The 17,489-nt window shown below is 61.6% G+C and carries 15 protein-coding genes and 1 pseudogene; 8 read left to right on the plus strand and 8 right to left on the minus strand.

The genetic code is table 11. The features are described 5' to 3' along the window. Positions 1-606: HAD family hydrolase (locus AC1DLV_RS28095; RefSeq protein WP_476836311.1), on the plus strand; the 606-nt coding region annotated here is incomplete at its 5' end. Positions 607-1,030: 424 nt separating this feature from the next. Here AC1DLV_RS28095 and AC1DLV_RS28100 read toward each other — a convergent pair. Further along, the gene (locus AC1DLV_RS28100; RefSeq protein WP_476803321.1) at positions 1,031-1,627 is read right to left on the minus strand and encodes a helix-turn-helix domain-containing protein; all 597 of its coding nucleotides are present in this window, start codon (positions 1,625-1,627) and stop codon (positions 1,031-1,033) included. A 168-nt stretch (positions 1,628-1,795) separates the two neighbouring features. Here AC1DLV_RS28100 and AC1DLV_RS28105 point away from each other — a divergent pair, with 168 nt between their 5' ends. The 7 genes and pseudogenes from AC1DLV_RS28105 (at position 1,796) to AC1DLV_RS28135 (ending at position 10,478) form a co-directional block, all read left to right on the plus strand. Continuing rightward, the gene (locus AC1DLV_RS28105) at positions 1,796-3,538 is read left to right on the plus strand and encodes an ABC transporter substrate-binding protein (RefSeq protein ID WP_476803322.1); all 1,743 of its coding nucleotides are present in this window, start codon (positions 1,796-1,798) and stop codon (positions 3,536-3,538) included. A 74-nt stretch (positions 3,539-3,612) separates the two neighbouring features. Then, positions 3,613-4,545, plus strand: a pseudogene (locus AC1DLV_RS28110) (ABC transporter ATP-binding protein); the annotation flags it as partial. 84 nt (positions 4,546-4,629) lie between these two features. Beyond that, the gene (locus tag AC1DLV_RS28115) at positions 4,630-5,457 is read left to right on the plus strand and encodes an ABC transporter ATP-binding protein (RefSeq protein WP_476836312.1); all 828 of its coding nucleotides are present in this window, start codon (positions 4,630-4,632) and stop codon (positions 5,455-5,457) included. Next, complete coding sequence (locus AC1DLV_RS28120) at positions 5,454-6,410, plus strand: ABC transporter permease (RefSeq protein WP_476803323.1); 957 nt, start codon at positions 5,454-5,456, stop codon at positions 6,408-6,410. The genes AC1DLV_RS28115 and AC1DLV_RS28120 overlap by 4 nt, the downstream gene beginning before the upstream one ends. After that, on the plus strand, positions 6,407-7,360 hold the full coding sequence (locus AC1DLV_RS28125; protein ID WP_476803324.1) for an ABC transporter permease: 954 nt from the start codon (positions 6,407-6,409) through the stop codon (positions 7,358-7,360). The genes AC1DLV_RS28120 and AC1DLV_RS28125 overlap by 4 nt, the downstream gene beginning before the upstream one ends. A 9-nt stretch (positions 7,361-7,369) precedes the next feature. Beyond that, positions 7,370-8,659, plus strand: a complete 1,290-nt coding sequence (locus AC1DLV_RS28130; protein ID WP_476803352.1) for an alpha/beta fold hydrolase — start codon at positions 7,370-7,372, stop codon at positions 8,657-8,659. 22 nt (positions 8,660-8,681) lie between these two features. Beyond that, entirely contained in the window at positions 8,682-10,478 is a 1,797-nt protein-coding gene (locus AC1DLV_RS28135; protein WP_476803325.1) for an aminopeptidase P family protein, read from the plus strand. Here the strand turns inward: AC1DLV_RS28135 and AC1DLV_RS28140 are convergent. The 7 genes from AC1DLV_RS28140 to AC1DLV_RS28170 all read right to left on the minus strand — a co-directional run bounded on the left by AC1DLV_RS28140 (position 10,400) and on the right by AC1DLV_RS28170 (position 17,485). Further along, the gene (locus tag AC1DLV_RS28140; protein WP_476803326.1) at positions 10,400-11,605 is read right to left on the minus strand and encodes an FAD-dependent oxidoreductase; all 1,206 of its coding nucleotides are present in this window, start codon (positions 11,603-11,605) and stop codon (positions 10,400-10,402) included. The two genes, AC1DLV_RS28135 and AC1DLV_RS28140, sit on opposite strands and share 79 nt — an antisense overlap. Positions 11,606-12,108: 503 nt before the next feature. Then, on the minus strand, positions 12,109-12,762 hold the full coding sequence (locus tag AC1DLV_RS28145) for a helix-turn-helix domain-containing protein (protein WP_476803327.1): 654 nt from the start codon (positions 12,760-12,762) through the stop codon (positions 12,109-12,111). Positions 12,763-12,893: 131 nt separating this feature from the next. After that, positions 12,894-13,496, minus strand: coding sequence for a HupE/UreJ family protein (locus tag AC1DLV_RS28150; protein ID WP_476803328.1), 603 nt, complete (start codon positions 13,494-13,496; stop codon positions 12,894-12,896). A gap of 40 nt (positions 13,497-13,536) precedes the next feature. Next, entirely contained in the window at positions 13,537-14,415 is an 879-nt protein-coding gene (locus tag AC1DLV_RS28155; RefSeq protein ID WP_476803329.1) for an urease accessory protein UreD, read from the minus strand. Beyond that, the gene (gene ureG, locus AC1DLV_RS28160; protein ID WP_476803330.1) at positions 14,412-15,059 is read right to left on the minus strand and encodes an urease accessory protein UreG; all 648 of its coding nucleotides are present in this window, start codon (positions 15,057-15,059) and stop codon (positions 14,412-14,414) included. The genes AC1DLV_RS28155 and ureG overlap by 4 nt, the downstream gene beginning before the upstream one ends. 4 nt (positions 15,060-15,063) lie before the next feature. After that, positions 15,064-16,776: an urease subunit alpha gene (gene ureC / locus AC1DLV_RS28165; RefSeq protein WP_476803331.1), complete on the minus strand. Its 1,713-nt coding sequence runs from the start codon at positions 16,774-16,776 to the stop codon at positions 15,064-15,066. A 13-nt stretch (positions 16,777-16,789) separates the two neighbouring features. Next, positions 16,790-17,485 (minus strand): urease subunit beta, encoded by a 696-nt coding sequence (locus AC1DLV_RS28170; protein ID WP_476803332.1) that lies wholly within the window; start codon positions 17,483-17,485, stop codon positions 16,790-16,792. Between the last annotated feature and the right edge of the window lie 4 nt (positions 17,486-17,489).

Below are 17,489 nucleotides of genomic sequence, written 5' to 3' on the forward strand. Positions count from 1 at the left end.
GCGACGCACGCCGGGATGACCAGCGACGAGTTCCAAAAGATCGTTACCGATTGGATCGCGACCGCGCGTGATGGTCGGTTCAAGCGCCCCTACACCGAACTCGTCTACCAGCCGATGCTCGAATTGCTCGCCTATCTACGCGCCAACGGTTTCAAGACATTCATCGTCTCGGGCGGCGGCATAGAGTTCATGCGTCCCTGGTCCGAAAAGATCTATGGTGTTCCCCCAGAACAGGTTGTCGGGTCGTCGATCAAGACGAGATTCGAGATGAAGGACGGCGCGCCAACTCTGTTTCGGCTGCCTGAGGTCAACTTCATCGACGACAAGGCTGGCAAGCCGGTTGGCATCAACGAGCAGATCGGCCGCCGCCCGATCGCGGCCTTCGGCAATTCGGACGGTGACCTCGAAATGCTTCAATGGACGACGCTCACCGACGGTCCAAGGTTCGGCTTGATCGTTCACCACACTGATGCCGAGCGCGAGTATGCCTACGACCGAAAAAGCGAATTCGGCCACCTGGACAAGGCGCTCGATGCCGCCGCTGTCAACAATTGGACGGTCGTGGACATGAAGGCCGACTGGAAACAGATATTTCTGGGAAAATAGGGCCGGCGAGCATGATTGTCCGTAGACAGAAGGACAATAGAGCACCATTGCGAAGCGCGCCGGGTTTGGGGCACGCGGTGGTGTATCGCGTGGCCACCGACCGGCGTGGTTTTCAACTTTACCTCCCGTCGCAGCATCCACAAATCATTGATCGACCTAACAGGTTTCTCGCAGATTTGTCTAAGTTGCATAGGCGTCGCAATGCCGCGTACCGCTAGGACAAGGGGCCTGCTCAGGGGCATCGACGTCGCCGGCTGAGGGGAACGGGAAGATGACCGGCAAAGTCCCCCCGCAGGCCCAGCCCACCACTCAAAATCTGGCTGCGTCAGGTCTCGCCGTCACGCGCATTGCACGACAGAGATAGACAGTAACGGTACAATTTTATACCTGGGAAACTCCAGCTGCACTCGCCAGACCGTCTCTGTCAGGTGAAAAATGACATCGTGCTGACGTAGAGTTCGACAGCATCCTCATCGCCCAGTGCAGCCGTTCGATGCGGCCGGTCCGCCTTGAAATGTATCGAGTCTCCCGACTTCAGGATGTGTCGCTCGCCGTCGATCTCGTAAAGAACCGTCCCCTGAAGAACATATGCGATCTCTTCGCCGTCGGCGCGCATGACTTCCGTCACCTTGCCTGGCGTCCGACGAACAACGCACCCGTTCAATTTTGCACCCGGAAAGCCCATGCCCAGCAGTTCGTAGGTCCGGTTTTCGTCGCCAAGGTTGAACCGTTCCCGTTCGCCAGCGCGAGAAACTACGCCCGCGCGCCGGGGCGAGATCACGAATGCATCAACAGGTGAGTCCAAGGCCTGAGCAATGGCGCATAGCGAAGAAAGCGACGGCGTCGACTGTCCGCGCTCGACCTGCGAGAGGAAACCCACGGAAAGCTGCACTTGGTCGGCAACCTCTTGAAGAGTCAGCTCCATTTCGCGCCGGCGACGCCTGATCTTTGCGCCGACAGCGGCCGCACCGGCGTTCGGCTCTTCGATCGGCGCTGTATTCTTATTCTTCTTCTCTGGCATGCCAACTTATGGCGCGGAAAGTCCGCGCCACTGCTCCTTTCGTTCCATTTCATGCCCATCTTATCTGCTCCAATGGCTTTCTGGGAAGCGAGGTAAAAAAATTATAGCCAAACTAAAAAATCATGCTTATGACCAAGAAGGAGTGTTCAGCACAGCAGGGAGGAAAGCGTGCGTACATCTGGGATTTCTGCGTTTCTGATTGCCTTGACGTCATCCACGATGATGTTTGGTGTTGTTGCAGGTTCTGCACAGGAAGCGGTCAAGGGCGGCACCCTCCGCATCCTTGCGACCGGCGAGCCCGACCACATCGACCCGATGGCCGGAGCCATGGTCAACACGAACAATCTGGCGCGCGCCATTTCCCGCCAACTGATCAGCTACGAAGCCTCAAACGATCCCGACGTAGCTATGCGGCCCGTTGGCGATTTGGCAGCTGAAGTCCCCCAGCCTACCGACGAGGGACTGACCTATACGTTCAAGCTGCGTCCGAACGTGATGTGGAATGCACCGGCAGGATCGCGCGCGCTGGTGGCTGCGGACATGGAGCGTGGCATCAAGAAGATGTGCAATCCGCATCTGCAGCCGGCCACATTGAGCTATTACACCGGCCTGATCGCTGGCTTCGCTGAATTCTGCGACGGGTTTGCCAAGGTCGAACCCACCGCCGCTGCCATCAAGAAATACATCGAGGACAATTCCGTCTCCGGCATTTCGACGCCCGACGAGCAGACCATCGTCATCAAGTTGAAGGAACGCGCCGGCGACTTCATTTATATGCTTTCGCTGCAGAACGCCGCTCCCGTACCGGTCGAGGCGCTGGAGTATCTCCCAGACAGCCCGGAATACCGCGCCAACTACGTCTCGGTCGCACCCTATACGATCGGCGAATACACCCCCGACACCTTGCTGAAGCTGGTGCGCAATCCGGCCTGGAACGCAGAGACCGACCCGTTTCGCAAGGCATATGTGGACGAGATCGAGATCACGATGGGTCTGCAGGCTGACGCCATCATGCAGCAGCTGCAGTCTGGCGACGCGGATCTTGCCTATGACATCAACGTGCCAACCGCGATCCTTTCGACACTGACCGCGCAGGGCGACGAAAAACTGACCGCGCTGTCGGCGGGCAACACCAACTTCATCACCATCAATACCCAGTCGAACAACAACAACGGCGCGCTCAAGGACCTGCGTGTCCGCCAAGCCCTGCAGTATGCCGTCGACAAGTCGGCGATCGTCCAGCAGTGGGGCGGTTCAACTGTCGCAGAGCCGGTGCACGGCATCTTCGGCACGGGCCTTCTCGGCCACCACAAGTTCGACCTCTACCCCTCGAAGGACTCCAAGGGCGACCCTGAGAAGGCGAAGGCGCTTCTGGCCGAGGCCGGGTTCCCGAACGGGATCACCCTGAAAATGCCCTACCGCAACAAGGACCTTGAAGTCGCTACCGCCGCGACAATCCAGGCCAGCATGGAACGCGCCGGCATCAAGCTGGAGCTGACCCCGGTCACTGCGGCGGACTATTACTCGAAATATCTGACCAGTGAGAGTAACATCAAGGCCGGCACTTGGGATATTGCCCCGGTAGGTTGGACGCCGGATTGGGTCGGCGGAGCTGCGCGCTCAGTCTTCCAGCCGCAGTTTACGTTCGACGGCACGCACCAGAAGTACAACTACGCTGACTACAACAATACCAAAGCCAACGAAGTGGCTGCTCAGGCGATTAACGCCACCACTCCTGAAGACACCGCCAAGCTCTGGGCCCAGGTCGACGAGATTGTGATGGCCGACGCGCCGGTCGTACCGCTCATCGCCAACAAGAACCCGCGCTACCGCAGCGAGGCCGTCAAGAACTACCAACCCTACGCGCTCGGCGTGGAAGGCGACTGGACCAACATCTGGCTCGATCGCTAACCGCACCACATTGATCGCCGCGCCGCTAGGGCGGCGCGGCATTTGGCTCCGAAAAGTCCGCGCGAGGCTTTATTTTGGCTGTTCTGGAAGTCCGCAATCTCCGGGTTGAGATCCCGACCGAAGATGGCGTTGTGCAGGCCGTGCGCAACGTGTCGTTTTCTGTACGACCGGGAACGATATTCGGCATCGCCGGCGAATCCGGTTCGGGCAAGAGCGTCCTGACCCAGTCCATCATGGGATTGGCGCCCTCTGCCGAGGTCAGCGGCGAAGTGCTGTTTGAGGGCCGCAATCTCGTCGGCATGTCGCAATCGGACATGCGCCAGTTGCGCGGCGGCAAGATCGCCATGATCTTCCAGGATCCGCTGTCGAGCCTGCATCCCTATTTCACCATCGGCGCGCAGATCGCAGAGGCGCTGCACTTGCACGAGAAGGTTTCCCGGACGCAGGCACGAGCGCGCGTGATCGAAATGCTCGGCAAGGTAGGCATTCCCAACCCGCAGTCGCGGGTCGACGACTATCCGCACCAGTTTTCCGGGGGCATGCGCCAGCGCGTCATGATCGCCATGGCGCTGATCCTGAAGCCAGCACTTGTCATTGCCGACGAGCCGACGACCGCGCTCGACGTCACAGTGCAGGCGCAGATCATCGAGCTACTCGACAGCATGCGTCGCGAACTGGGAACGACGATCATCCTGATCACCCACGACCTCGGGCTTCTGTCGAACGTCGCCGACGATGTCATGATCATGTATGCCGGCAACCGGATGGAATATGGCCCGGCGGATCGTATCCTCCGCTCGCCCGCACATCCCTATACCTCGGGCCTCTGCCGCTCGTCGCCCGCCAACTACCAGCCCGGCACCAAGCTGACGCCTATCAAGGGGCGGCCGCCGAGCCTCCTGGGGACGCCACGCGGCTGCGCGTTTGCGCCCCGCTGCGACCAAGCGATGCCGCGCTGCACATCCGATGCACCGCCACTGCGCCTCTACAGTGACGGGGTGGAGTCGCTGTGCTGGCTAGACGCCGCACCGAGCGATGCCGGTTCTAAAGGACCTGCGCCGGACTCGGCGCCGGTGCTGAGAGCGGAGAAGGTGGCCGAGGTTCGCGACCTGCAACTGACTTACGACGTCGGCGGGTTCTTCGGCGAACGACGCAAGCTTGAGGTACTAAAAGGTATCGACTTGACGGTGTGGCGTGGCGAGACGCTCGGCCTCGTCGGCGAAAGCGGCTGCGGCAAATCCACCCTCGCCCGTGCGATCGCCGGCTTGACGCCGACCACCGGAGGGTCGATCAAGCTCCTCGGACGCGACGTGGGCAAGCTGTCGCGGGACGAATGGCGCGCAATGCGCCGTCAGGTGCAGGTGGTCTTCCAGGATCCATACGGCTCGCTTAATCCGCGTCGCCGCGTGGGCTCGATCATCGGCGATCCATACCGCCTGCATCGCGTTGCAAGCGGCGAAGAGCGCAAGGCGCGGGTTCGCAGGCTGATGGAAATGGTCGGGCTGAACCCCGAGCACTATAATCGCTTCCCGGCGGAATTCTCAGGTGGCCAACGCCAGCGCATCGGCATTGCGCGCGCCTTGGCCCTCAATCCGTCGCTAATCATTTGTGACGAGCCGGTTTCGGCGCTCGACGTCTCGATCCAAGCCCAAGTGCTAAACTTGCTACGCGAATTGCAGCAAGAACTTGGGCTGACCTATCTGTTCATCTCGCACGACCTCACTGTCGTCCGCCATCTGTGCGACCGCATCGCCGTCATGCAGGCCGGGCGCATCGTCGAGTTGGCCGACAGCGAAACGATCTTCCGCAACCCTGCAAACGAATATACCCGCTCGCTGCTCAGTGCCTCGCATGCACCACCAAAACTCAGTGTGCCACCCGACCGCAAGCTTCTAGAAACACGCGAGATTGCGCGATGAGCGAGACATCTGTCGAAGAGACCGGCATCGTTCAACGCGGCGCACTGGACCTCACGCTGCGCCGCCTGCGACGCGACCGCGCCAGCATGATGGCGCTCGTTGTCATCGTCCTGGTCATCTTGCTCGCAGCCCTTGCCCCGTGGATCGCCCATCTGACCGGCCATTCGCCGATTGAGCAGTTTCGGGAAACCGGGCTCACGCCGGCTGGTATCCCGGTGGCGCCGAATGCTGAGTTCTGGCTCGGCAGCGATCAACTTGGCCGTGACGTTCTAGTTCGGCTTGCTTACGGTGCGCGCATCTCGCTGCTGGTCGGGGTGCTCGCATCCTTGGCAGCCTCCTTGGTCGCCATCGTAGTGGGCGTGACCGCCGGCTATTTCGGCGGCCTGGTCGACATCATGCTCAGTCGCGTCATCGACCTGGTAATGAGCGTGCCCTTTTTGTTGTGTGCGCTGGCGCTTGTTTCCGCCATGGGCCCCAGCATCCTGCTCAGCGTTACGGTAATTGTATTCTTCAGCTGGGCGCCGATGGCCCGCGTCATACGCGGCCAGGTGATCAGCCTCAGCCGGCAGGAATTCGTGCAGGCCAGCCGCGCCCTCGGCGCCGGACCGCTTTCCATCATGGTCGTCGATATACTGCCCAATCTTGCAGTGCCAATCATCGTCTACACCACTATGCAGATCCCGAGCTCCATCGTTTTCGAAGCGACGCTGTCGTTCCTTGGCATGGGCATTATTCCGCCAACGCCGAGCTGGGGCGGCATGCTGGCCGACGCCTCGTCCAATTCGCTCTACCTCATAGCCTGGTGGATGGTGTTCGTGCCCGGCCTCGCCCTGCTGCTAACGACGCTTGCCTTCAACATCTTGGGCGACGGCCTGCGTGACGCGCTCGATCCTAAGAGTTCGCGCATGGTGCGAAATCTCAAAAGGCAAAAGAAGGCCGCGAGCAAACCGTGATCAAGTTCCTCCTACGCCGCATTGGCTTTGGCGTTGGCGTCTTGTTGGCGCTCAGCCTCTTCGTGTTCCTCCTGTTTTTCGTAGCCCCCGGCGACCCCGCTGCCATGATCGGCGGTGAGAAGGCGAGCGAAGCCCAGTTGGTGCAAATCCGCAAGAATCTCGGCCTCGACCGGCCGTTGCCTGAGCAGTATGTGCGCTTCCTCGGCAACGCGGTAGCCGGCGACCTCGGCTTCTCCTATAGAAACCAGCAGCCGGTGACCAAGATCATAATGCGCCGTGTGCCGGCGACGCTTTCCTTGGTCATAGGCGCGGTGGTGCTGTGGCTCGCCATCGGCATTCCGATCGGCGTCATGTCCGCTCGGCATCCAGGAACGATCAGGGACCGGCTCGGGCAGGCCTTCATCCTGGTCGGCCTCAGCTTCCCGACATTCGTCCTTGGCATGATGGCGCTCTATTGTCTGTACTTCCTGCCGCGCCAAGCCGGGTTCACGTTGTTTCCGGCAGGCGGATACAAGGCCTTCACCAGCGATCCTCTAATCTGGGCCTGGCACATGGCCCTGCCGTGGATGACGCTCGCCCTGACGATTGCTGCCGTCTATGCGCGCCTCACCCGCGGGCAAATGCTCGAGGTCATGGGCGAGGATTATATTCGCACGGCGCGCGCCAAGGGCGCTTCCGAGCGTACCGTCGTCTGGAAGCATGGCATGCGCGCGGCGTTGACGCCGCTGGTCACCCAACTGGGATCCGACATTGCGCTGCTTCTCGGTGGCGCCATCGTCATCGAACAGGTATTCGGGCTCCAGGGTGTCGGCGCGCTTGCGGTGCAAGCTGTCAACAACCAGGACCGCCCGATCATCATCGGCGTCGTGCTGCTCGGCGGCCTTTTCATCGTCGTCGCCAATATCATTGTCGACGTCCTTTATGTCCTTCTGGACCCACGCGTACGTTAAGCACTCATGATCGTCTCAGACTACACCATCCCCGGAATGCACATTCGCGATCACGTCGTTCCCGTGCCGCTTGACTGGTCGAAACCTCAGGGCCCATCAATCCAGCTGTTCGCACGTGAGGTCGTCGATCCCGCACGCAAGTCGCAGGACCTGCCATTGCTCGTGTTCCTCCAAGGCGGCCCAGGCGGGAAGTCGCCCCGCCCGACGACTGACTCGCCGGGCTGGCTCCTGGAGGCATTGAAGTCACACCGCGTCGTCCTTCCGGACCAGCGAGGCACGGGGCAATCCAGTCCGGTCACGTCGCATGCCATGGTCAGGTTTGCCGATGGCGAGGAAGCGGCCGACCATCTCCAGCTGTTTCTGGCCGGCTCCATCGTCGCGGATTTCGAACATTTGCGGAAGACGGTGTTTGGCGGCAAGCGCTGGCAAACGCTCGGCCAGAGCTATGGCGGGTTCCTTACATTGACCTATCTTAGTCGCGCGCCCGAGGGCTTGTCCGCCTGCTACATCACCGGCGGGCTGCCGGGTCTCGGCGCAACCGCCGACGACACTTACCAACTCACCTATCAGCGCGTCGCCGCCAAGAACGCAGCGTTCTACAAGCGCTATCCGCAGAATGTTGCCCGCGTGGCCGACATTGCTGACCGGCTGGAGCAATCAAAGCCGGCATTGCCCGGAGATGACAGACTCACGGCCCGACGCTTCCAGATGCTGGGTCTCGATTTCGGCATGCAGTCCGGCTTCGAGAACACCCACTGGATCCTGGAGGAGGCGTTCGACGATACCGCCCCGTCCGGCCTATCTGATCTGTTCATCCGCACCGTATGCGACGCCACATCCAGCGAAGGCAGCCCGCTCTTTGCCGTCCTCCAAGAAGCGATCTATACCGGCGAGGCGCCCGCCGCCTGGGCCGCCGAGCGCCACAGGCCGCCGTCGTTCGCCTCCAGCGCACGGCCGCTGCTGTTCACCGGCGAGATGATGTACCCTTGGATGTTCGATGACATCGCCGCAATGCGCCCGTTCAAGGCCGGCGCCGAGGCGCTGGCGCAGCGCAAGCCCGCGGGCTCGCTTTACGACACTACCCTGCTGGCATCGAACGCCGTCCCGCTGGCCGCTGCGATCTACCACGACGACATGTATGTCGACGCGGAACTTTCGCTCGCAACCGCCCGTCATGTCGGCAATCTGGACTACTGGATCACCAACGAGTTCGAACACGACGGTCTGCGCCAGTCCGGCTCGGTGCTGACGCGACTGATCAAGATGATTGCGGACAAAGGCGGCCCGCTTAAACCCTGATACGACCGACGAGGAGCAGAGAATGGCCTCAGCCAGCAACAAGCGCATGCGCGTGGAACGCCTTCGCACCCGCATGAGACAAGATGGTTTGCACGGCCTGATTGTGCCACGCACCGACGCGCATCAGAGCGAGGAAACCGCTGAGCGCGATAACTGTCTCGAATACATCTCCGGTTTCACCGGGTCGGCGGGGATGGCACTTATCCTCGAAGACAGCGCGCTCATCTTCGTCGACGGGCGGTACCAGGTCCAAGTCCGGGAAGAAGTAGATCTCGATATCTACGGCATACGACACCTGCATGATGAGCCGCTAGATCAATGGCTGCACGACAACGCGGGCAACACCTGGCGCATCGGGCTCAATCCCATGCTGGTCAACGCCGCGCTCTTTGACCGCCTCCAGGCCGCGCTCGCAGAACAGGGCGCTGAAATTGTCGAACTTGACGAGGCTGTCTTCGACAACGTCTGGCTTGAACGTCCTGCACCACCCCTCGGCTCCATCCGACCGATGGGGGTCGCCGTCGCCGGCGAAAGCTCGCGTGATAAGCGCCAGCAGATTGCAGCGCAACTGCGGAAGATGGGCGCAACCGTTCTGGTTGAGACACTGCCTGACAACATCGCCTGGCTGCTCAACGTGCGCGGCTCGGACGTCACCATGAACCCGGTTCCGCATTCTTTCCTGACGATGGATGCCGTCGGGCGTGTGAACTGGTTTGTCGATCGTCGCAAGCTGGGCAACAGACTTTCGGACTTCGAACTAGACGACGTTGCCCTATCCGACCCGCAGCAGTTTTTGGGTCACATCGCTGAGCTCGCCCCATCGGCGCGAGCAGCGGTCGACTTGGACTTTGCGCCAAAGTCCGTTCAGTTGGCGATATCGGGACATGGCGGGGCCATCATTGCCGGCCCAAGCCCGCTGACGATCGCCAAGGCGAAGAAGAATGCAATCGAGCTGCAAGGCTTTCGCGATTGTCACTTGGAGGATGGAGTAGCGCTGACCAATTTCCTCGCCTGGTTGTCGCAGGAACTGGACATGCGCGAGAAGTCCGGTCTGCCGTTGACCGAGATGGAAGCGGAAGAACGGCTGCTTGCGTTCCGTGAGGTGCGCAGCGATTTCCTGGAGGCCAGTTTCGCGACCATCTCTGCGGCAGGGCCGAACGCCGCCATGTGTCACTATCACTCCCGGCCGGAGACCAACGCTGCCATCACTCGTGACGCGCCGTATCTGGTCGACTCGGGCGGCCAGTATGTTACCGGTACCACGGATGTTACCCGCACGCTCATGTTGGGAACGCCGACACTAGAGATGAGACGAGCCTACACAGCTGTTCTGAAGGGGTTCATTGCGCTGCTAACGGCACGGTTCCCGGTGGGCACCTGCGGTCACCAGCTCGACGCGCTGGCGCGCTTGCCCCTTTGGGAATTGGGGCTCGACTACGACCACGGGACCGGCCACGGAGTAGGCCACAATCTGTTGATCCATGAGTATCCACACCGCTTTGCAAAGAAGCCGAACCTCTTTGGCCTGGAGCCCGGAAACATCATGACGATCGAACCGGGCTACTACAAAGCTGCAGCTTTCGGCATGCGTATCGAGAACCAGGTCGAGGTGGTCGAGGCGGGACCGGGCTTCTGCCGCTTTGAATCGCTGACACTGGCGCCGATAGACCTTACGATGGTCAATGTGGTCGACCTCACCGAGCGCGAGCGAAGCTGGATCGATGACTACCACGCCAGAGTCTATGAAAAGCTTGCCGACTTGGTTGCAGATGAAACCTTGCCATTGCTATCCAAATTGACTCGACGGTGCGGAGAATGAGCGGTGTTCGGCCTCATAAGTTCGACCACGCTGTGTGGCGCCATATCTCCGAAGAACAATCCTAAGTTCTGTGCTGATATTTCTGCAACCCCGCGAGTGCGCTCAAACAGCTCATGCTCGTACATCGCCAAAGCTGCCTCTCTGTCGCTTGGGTTGGCAATGATCGCCCGGCCAAGCTCCGCGCCGTCATACATGGCCTGATTTGCGCCTTCGCCTGCGAACGGGGACATCAAATGCGCGGCGTCGCCAACAAGCGTAAGCCCTGGTTTGCGCAACCATACGTGCCCGACAGGCAATGCGTAGATCGGGCGAAGCGTTGGATGATCAAGGGTGCTCGCAGTGACAAAGTCGATGAGGTCTGGCGCCCATCCACCGAATTGTGCCGCAAGGACCTCTCGGCCGACACGAGGGTCGCTGAAGTCGACTGACCTGATCCATTCCTCCGGTTTGTTCAGTGCTACGTAGCCAGAGATACTGCTATCAGCGTTGCGATGCGCGATAATGCCCTTGCCGGGCGCGACTGCCATTAGTGTTCCAGTGCCGACAATCGCAGCGAGCCTGTCAGCACCATTGCCGCCAGCAGGATGCGCGATCTCAAGGAAGCACGTGCCGGAGTATAGCGGCTCGGTGTCACTCAACAATGGTCGCACCTTTGACCAAGCGCCATCGGCGCCGACAAGGAGATCAGCGGTGAATAAGCTGCCATCGGCAAACATGGCTTCATGACTGTTTCCGACTGCTTTGATGGACGTCGCCTTGCGACCCCAGCAAATCGTCGCCTCTGGCAGCGAGCTGAGGAGCATGGTGCGGAGTTCGCCCCTGTCGACTTCCGGCTGCTGTGACAACGGATTTCCTGGCACGTCGAGAAGGATAGTGCCGTCCTTGTCAACGACACGCTTGGCATCCTCTGCTGGTCGAACAAGCTTCAAGAAGTCATGATACAGCCCCGCCGCGCTAAGGGCAGGCTGGCCGCTATGCTCATGGATATCAAGCAGCCCACCCTGCGACCTCGCTTGAGGCGACGGCTCTGCCTCGAAGATGGTCGCTTCGATCCCGTTGAGATGCAGGACGCGGGCGAGTGTTAGGCCGCCAAGGCCAGCGCCGATAATACCAATAGTTTTGGTCATGTGCTTTGCGCTCCACGTGTTGCATCAGCGCTCAAAACGCTGACCAAAGTTTTGGGAGACGCTGGACGACCACACTGCTGCACGGTCGGCGTGTATACGGCGTCCGAGAGCGAATGCTCATCCAGACGGCCGTTTTTCGCGACGCCCCTGAGTAGCTCGACGCCATTGTTCAGTCAAGGTAACAGCGAAGGCAGCTATCGCGTCAGCTTATCCTGAAGCAGACCATCCGCAGTCCACCCCATTGCTGCTGGGCAGCATAGGGGCCGTGTATGGAGGCTCGCCGTTGGCAAGGGTTTTTGAACATTCTTTGCTCTTCTCCAGCCCTTGCCTCCGCGGCTATTGAGAGCAAATGATGAACTTGGAGGGTGGCTGTTCCCCGATAGGATGAAAATACGGGCGCACGACTGAGCGCAAGCGAGCTTTTGGAAGTCGCTGATGCGGATCCAGCCTACTTAGCCGGCTCTGGGCTTTGCGCGTTTTCGACCTCAGGCTATCCTGCGAAGTCAGTCCTCGACGCCTTGCGGATACGATATGATGGACAGGAAGCGAATGGGCAGCCTCGTCAGGTGCTCGGGGCCGTGCGGCGTATCGGCATCGAAGAACAGGCTGTCGCCCGGCCTCATGTGGTAGAGCGTCTTGCCATGGCGATAGGTGATCTCGCCGTCGAGCAGGTAGAGGAACTCCATTCCCAGGTGCTGGAACAACGGGAAGGTGTCGGTGTCGCTGGTGAGGGTAATGAGGTAGGGCTCGACCGAAACCGGGCTGGAGCCGGATCCGATGTAGCCAAGCAAATTATACTGATGACCAGCCCGCGTGCCGCGCCGTTCCACTCCGACCCCTGCCCCGGCCTTGACGAACACCGCGCTACGCTCTTCCTCGAAGCGTCGCAGCAGCGCGGTGAGCGGAACCCCGAGCGCCTGCGACAGCGCCTGCAATGTGGTAAGCGATGCCGATATCATCCCGTTTTCGATTTTCGACATCATGCCGACCGAAATACCGGCAGCACCCGCAAGCTCCGTCGCGGTCATGCCATGGCGTTTGCGGCAGGCCCGCACCTCGCGACCGATGGACGCCTGAAGCTCATTTTCTTCAGGCACGCGGATCGCGTGCGGATCCTGGCACAGTGGCGGTGCGACCGCGGCCGGAGCCGAAGCCATCCGTGCCCTCGGGCCGGGCCTTGCGGACTCAAGCCGAGGTAGGGAAACTGCTGCTGTCATTGGGCACCTCCCACATTCGCCGGGCGTAAATAACCGCGCCTGGCGCCGGCCTCAGACGGCTTGGCCGAAACTCAAACGAAACCGCTCACCACGCCAACGCCCGCCATCGCGGCAAGCCCGCCGAGTAAGCGGATGATGAACGAACCCCTCGCCCCGCCCTTGCTGTCGAGAAGCAAGCCGAAGCCGAGGCCCAAGGCATGCAGTGTCGCGGTCGCCAGCACAAAACCAGCACCGTAAGCCAGACCGCTGGCGCTCTCCGGCATCTCGGCGCCATGGGCATAGCCATGAAAGACCGCAAAGAAGCCGACCAGCGCCATGGCGACAGCTACGCTCGCCTGCTGATTGAAGGCGACTACCCCGCCAAGCACGACGATCGACAGGCCAATGCCAAGCTCGACGAAGGGCACGGCGATGCCGGCAAGACCAAGAGCCCCGCCGAGCACCATCACCGAAACGAAGCTTGCCGGCACGAGCCATCTGGAGCGGCCACCCAGTTGGGACGCGAACAGACCGACCATGACCATGGCGAGGACATGGTCGAGCCCGCCAAGCGGATGGGCAAAGCCATGGGCAAAACCGTCGACATGGCCGAGGCCGGTATGGGCGTTGGCGAGACCTGGTGCCAATGCGAAGGCGGCCAATGCCGCGGACCTGAGGATCGATTTGCTTTTCATGACCTGCTTCCTTTCAATGTTTGCAATGCGAATGCGGTTGTCACTTGCGCCGTGGCACGGGCGGTTTGCCAAAAGCCGCCTCGACGGCAAGCCCAAAAAGGCTTTCGAATATGCCGCGCGCGGTCACCGCATCCGCAGCCAAGCAACGGATGCCCCAGCCCGCGCCGTTGGCCAGCGCCGTTACGCCGAGGACCGCTGATGTCGTGTTGTTCAGCGCGACAAGCACTTCCGCTGTCGGAAGCCGGGTGAGGTCGCCGAGAAGCATGAAGTTGGAAACGACCCGCCAGAAAGCAATGGGCGACGCTGGCCCTGCGAGCTGCGCGCCTGTGACTTCTAGATTGTCACGCACCAGCAGGCGGCCTGCGGCGTCGCGAATAACAACGTCCGCGCCCAGCCGGTCGAAGAGGCGGAAGCGCCCTTCCGGGTCATGACAAGCAAAGGCGTCCGACAAAAACAGCACAGCGCCGGGCGCCAACCTTGCCTGGGTGGTACTTGAACAAGATGCTCCGGGAAACAGCACCAGCGGATCAGGCGTCAAGGCCAGGAACGCGCCCTCTTCGAGGTCAATCTCGGTTGCTTGGTGGGCCGGCTGGCCGTGGCAATCATGCACGACGGTCGCCGCCTGGGTGGTGACATGGGCTGCCGCGGCCGGACCCAGTTCGTAGCGGCTGGATAGTTGCTCGGCACGATAGAGGCCGCCCGAAGAGGACTGCTGGTAGACAGTCAGCAGCGACGGTATGGCCGCGTCGAGCACGAACGGCCGCGTCATGTGAAACGGGTACGAAACGAACTGGCGGCCCAAATGGGTGCGCGCGCCATGACGGGAGAAGGCTAGCTCGAAGCGGCCGCGTCGCGCCCCGGCCAGGCGCGGCAGCTCCAGGACCTCGTGGTGGTGTGGCTGGGTAAAGTGCGAGGTCATCTGAACAGCACGTTGGCAATGATGCGGTCGGCGATCGCAGCGACGCCCTCACCAGTGCGGCAGTTGGTGACGGCCATCGGCTTGCCCGCCCGCACAGTGGTCGCCTCGGCGGTCATGCGTTCGAGGTCGACGCCGACATACGGCGCCAGGTCCATCTTGTTGACCACCAGCAGGTCACATTTGAGCACGCCCGGCCCCTTCTTACGCGGAATGTCGTCACCGCCGGCGACGTCGATCACGAACATCCACCAGTCGACGAGATCGAGTGAGAAGGTCGAGGCGAGGTTGTCGCCGCCACTCTCGATCAGGATCAGCTCGACGTCGGGAAACAGCGCTTCCAGATCGTCGGCGGCGGCGATGTTGAGTGTCGGATCCTCGCGGATCACAGTGTGGGGACAGGCGCCGGCCTCGACCGCTGCGACACGGGCCGGGTCGATCAACCCGGTGCGGCGGATGCGCTCGGCATCCTCGGCGGTCACCAGATCGTTGGTGACGATCGCCAGCGACACGCCGCGCTCGGCAAAGGCCGGGATCAGCCGCTCGATCAGTGCCGTCTTACCGGAACCGACCGGGCCGCCGATACCGATGCGGGCAGCGCCCACACGCGAGGGGGACGGTGCGAAGGAAGAAGTCTTAACGTCCATAATATCACCTCAGCATATAGCGTTGGGTCAGCGGCAGTTCGTGCGCCGGCTCGCAGGTGGCCAGTTCGCCGTCGACAAAGACATCGAAGGTCTGCGGATCGACGCGGATGTTGGGACAGGCATCGTTGCGCAGCATATCCTTCTTTGTGAGCCCACGATTGCCGCGGGAAGGCAGCAGCGCCTTCTTCAGGTCGAGCGTCGCGGCCAGGCCACGGTCGATGGCAAGCGGATTGACGAAGCAGGCCGATAGCGCCTGTTTGGCACGCCCGAACGCACCCCATTGCGGGCGCAGCAACAGCGGCTCGCAGGTCATCAGCGAGGCGGCACTATCGCCCATCGCGCCCCAGGCGATGAAGCCGCCCTTGATCACCAATTCCGGCTTGATGCCGAAGAAGGCCGGGCGCCAGATGACAATATCCGCCATCTTGCCGTCCTCGAGCGAGCCGACATGTTCGGCGATGCCGAAGGTACGCGCAGCGTTGATGGTGTATTTGGCGACATAGCGCTTGATGCGTTCGTTGTCGCCAAAGCGTGTCGCCTCCTCGGGCAGGCGGCCACGCTGCTTCTTCATCTTGTCGGCCAGCTGCCAAGTGCGGCAGATCACTTCGTTGATGCGCCCCATGCCCTGGCTGTCGGAGCCGAGCATCGAGATCGCACCGATGTCGTGCAGGATGTCCTCGGCGGCGATCGTCTGGGCTCGGATGCGGCTTTCGGCAAAGGCGACATCCTCGGGGATGGCCGGGTTGAGGTGATGGCACACCATCGTCATGTCGAGGTGTTCGTCGAAGGTGTTGATTGTGTAGGGATTGGTCGGGTTGGTCGACGACGGCAGGCACCACGGCACGCCGGCGACGCTAATGATGTCGGGGGCATGGCCGCCGCCGGCACCTTCGGTGTGGTACATGTGGATGGTGCGGCCGTTGATGGCGGCAAGCGTATCTTCGAGGAAACCCGACTCGTTCAGCGTGTCGGTATGGATCTGGACAGGGAAATCGAGCTGGTCGGCCACCGTCAGGCAGGTGTCGATCGAAGCCGGCATTGTGCCCCAGTCCTCGTGCAGCTTGAGGCCAAGGCAACCGGTCTCGATCTGCTCGACCAGCGAGGCCGGCTTGTGCGAATTGCCGCGACCGAGAAAGCCGAAATTGATGGGCCACTCTTCCGCCGCCTGCAGCATCTTGCCGACATTGAATGGCCCGCCGCAGTCGATGCCGACAGTGATCGGCCCAAGCGAGCCGCCGAGCATTGTGGTGATGCCCGAGGCAATGGCATGATCGCACAATTGAGCGCTGTCGAAATGCACATGCACGTCGAGCGCGCCGGCGGTGGCGATCAGGCCCTCGCAATCGCGCACGGTGGTTGCCGACGACACAATCAGGCGCGGATCGACGCCGTCCATGATGGCTGGATTGCCGGCCTTGCCGATGCCAACGATCTTGCCATCCCTGATGCCGAGATCGCCCTTGATGATGCCAACGACCGCATCGATCACTGTGACGTTGCACAACAGGAAGTCGAGCGCGCCTTCGGCACTGGTGATGCCGGCGGCAAGCCCGGCTCCGTCGCGCAAGGTCTTGCCGCCGCCATGCAGGCACTCGTCGCCATAGACGGCGAAGTCCTTTTCAACGACAGCGACGAGCGAGGTGTCGCCGAGACGGAAGCCGTCCCCGGTAGTCGGGCCATACATTGCCGCATAGTCGCGGCGTGACAGTGTTGCCATGATCGTTCCTCCCTCAGGCGCCGCGGAAGCCGCGGGCGCGGGCATTATCAAGGGCAGCGGCCTTCACCGCCGCATCTTTGGCCGAGCCGTTCGACAGCCCATTGAGGCCGGAAAGATGCTGCTGGCCGCCAAAGGTGGTGAGCGGAACGTCTTTCTCCTGCCCCGGCTCGAAACGCACCGCCGTGCCCGCGGCGATGTCGAGGCGCATGCCAAAGGCCGCCGCGCGGTCGAAGTCGAGCGCCTTGTTGACCTCGAAGAAATGATAGTGGCTGCCAATCTGCACCGGACGGTCGCCGGTGTTGACGACCTTGAGCGTGAGTTTGCGGCGGCCGGCGTTGAGTTCGATCTCGCCCTCTTCGGTGATGATCGCGCCTGGTTCGAGATCGTCGGCAACGGCACCTGCGGCCGGCCGCAGCGGCTCATGCACAGTGACCAGCTTGGTGCCGTCGCGGAAAGTCGCCTCGATCTGCAGCATCGGCAGCATCGCAGCCACGCCGGGCATGACCTCGGCCTGGGTCAGGATAGCGGAGCCAAACGACATCATCTCGGCAACCGAGCGCCCTTCCCTCGCGCCCTCGAGGATCTCGTCGGAGATGATCGCGACTGCTTCGGGATAGTTGAGCAACAAGCCTTTGGCCCGGCGTTTGCGCGCAAGTTCTGCGGCCGTGTAGATCGTCAGGCGTTCAAGTTCGGTCGGGGTCAGCAACATGGCG

The sequence above is a fragment of the Aminobacter sp. 01T433 genome, from assembly GCF_056398585.1.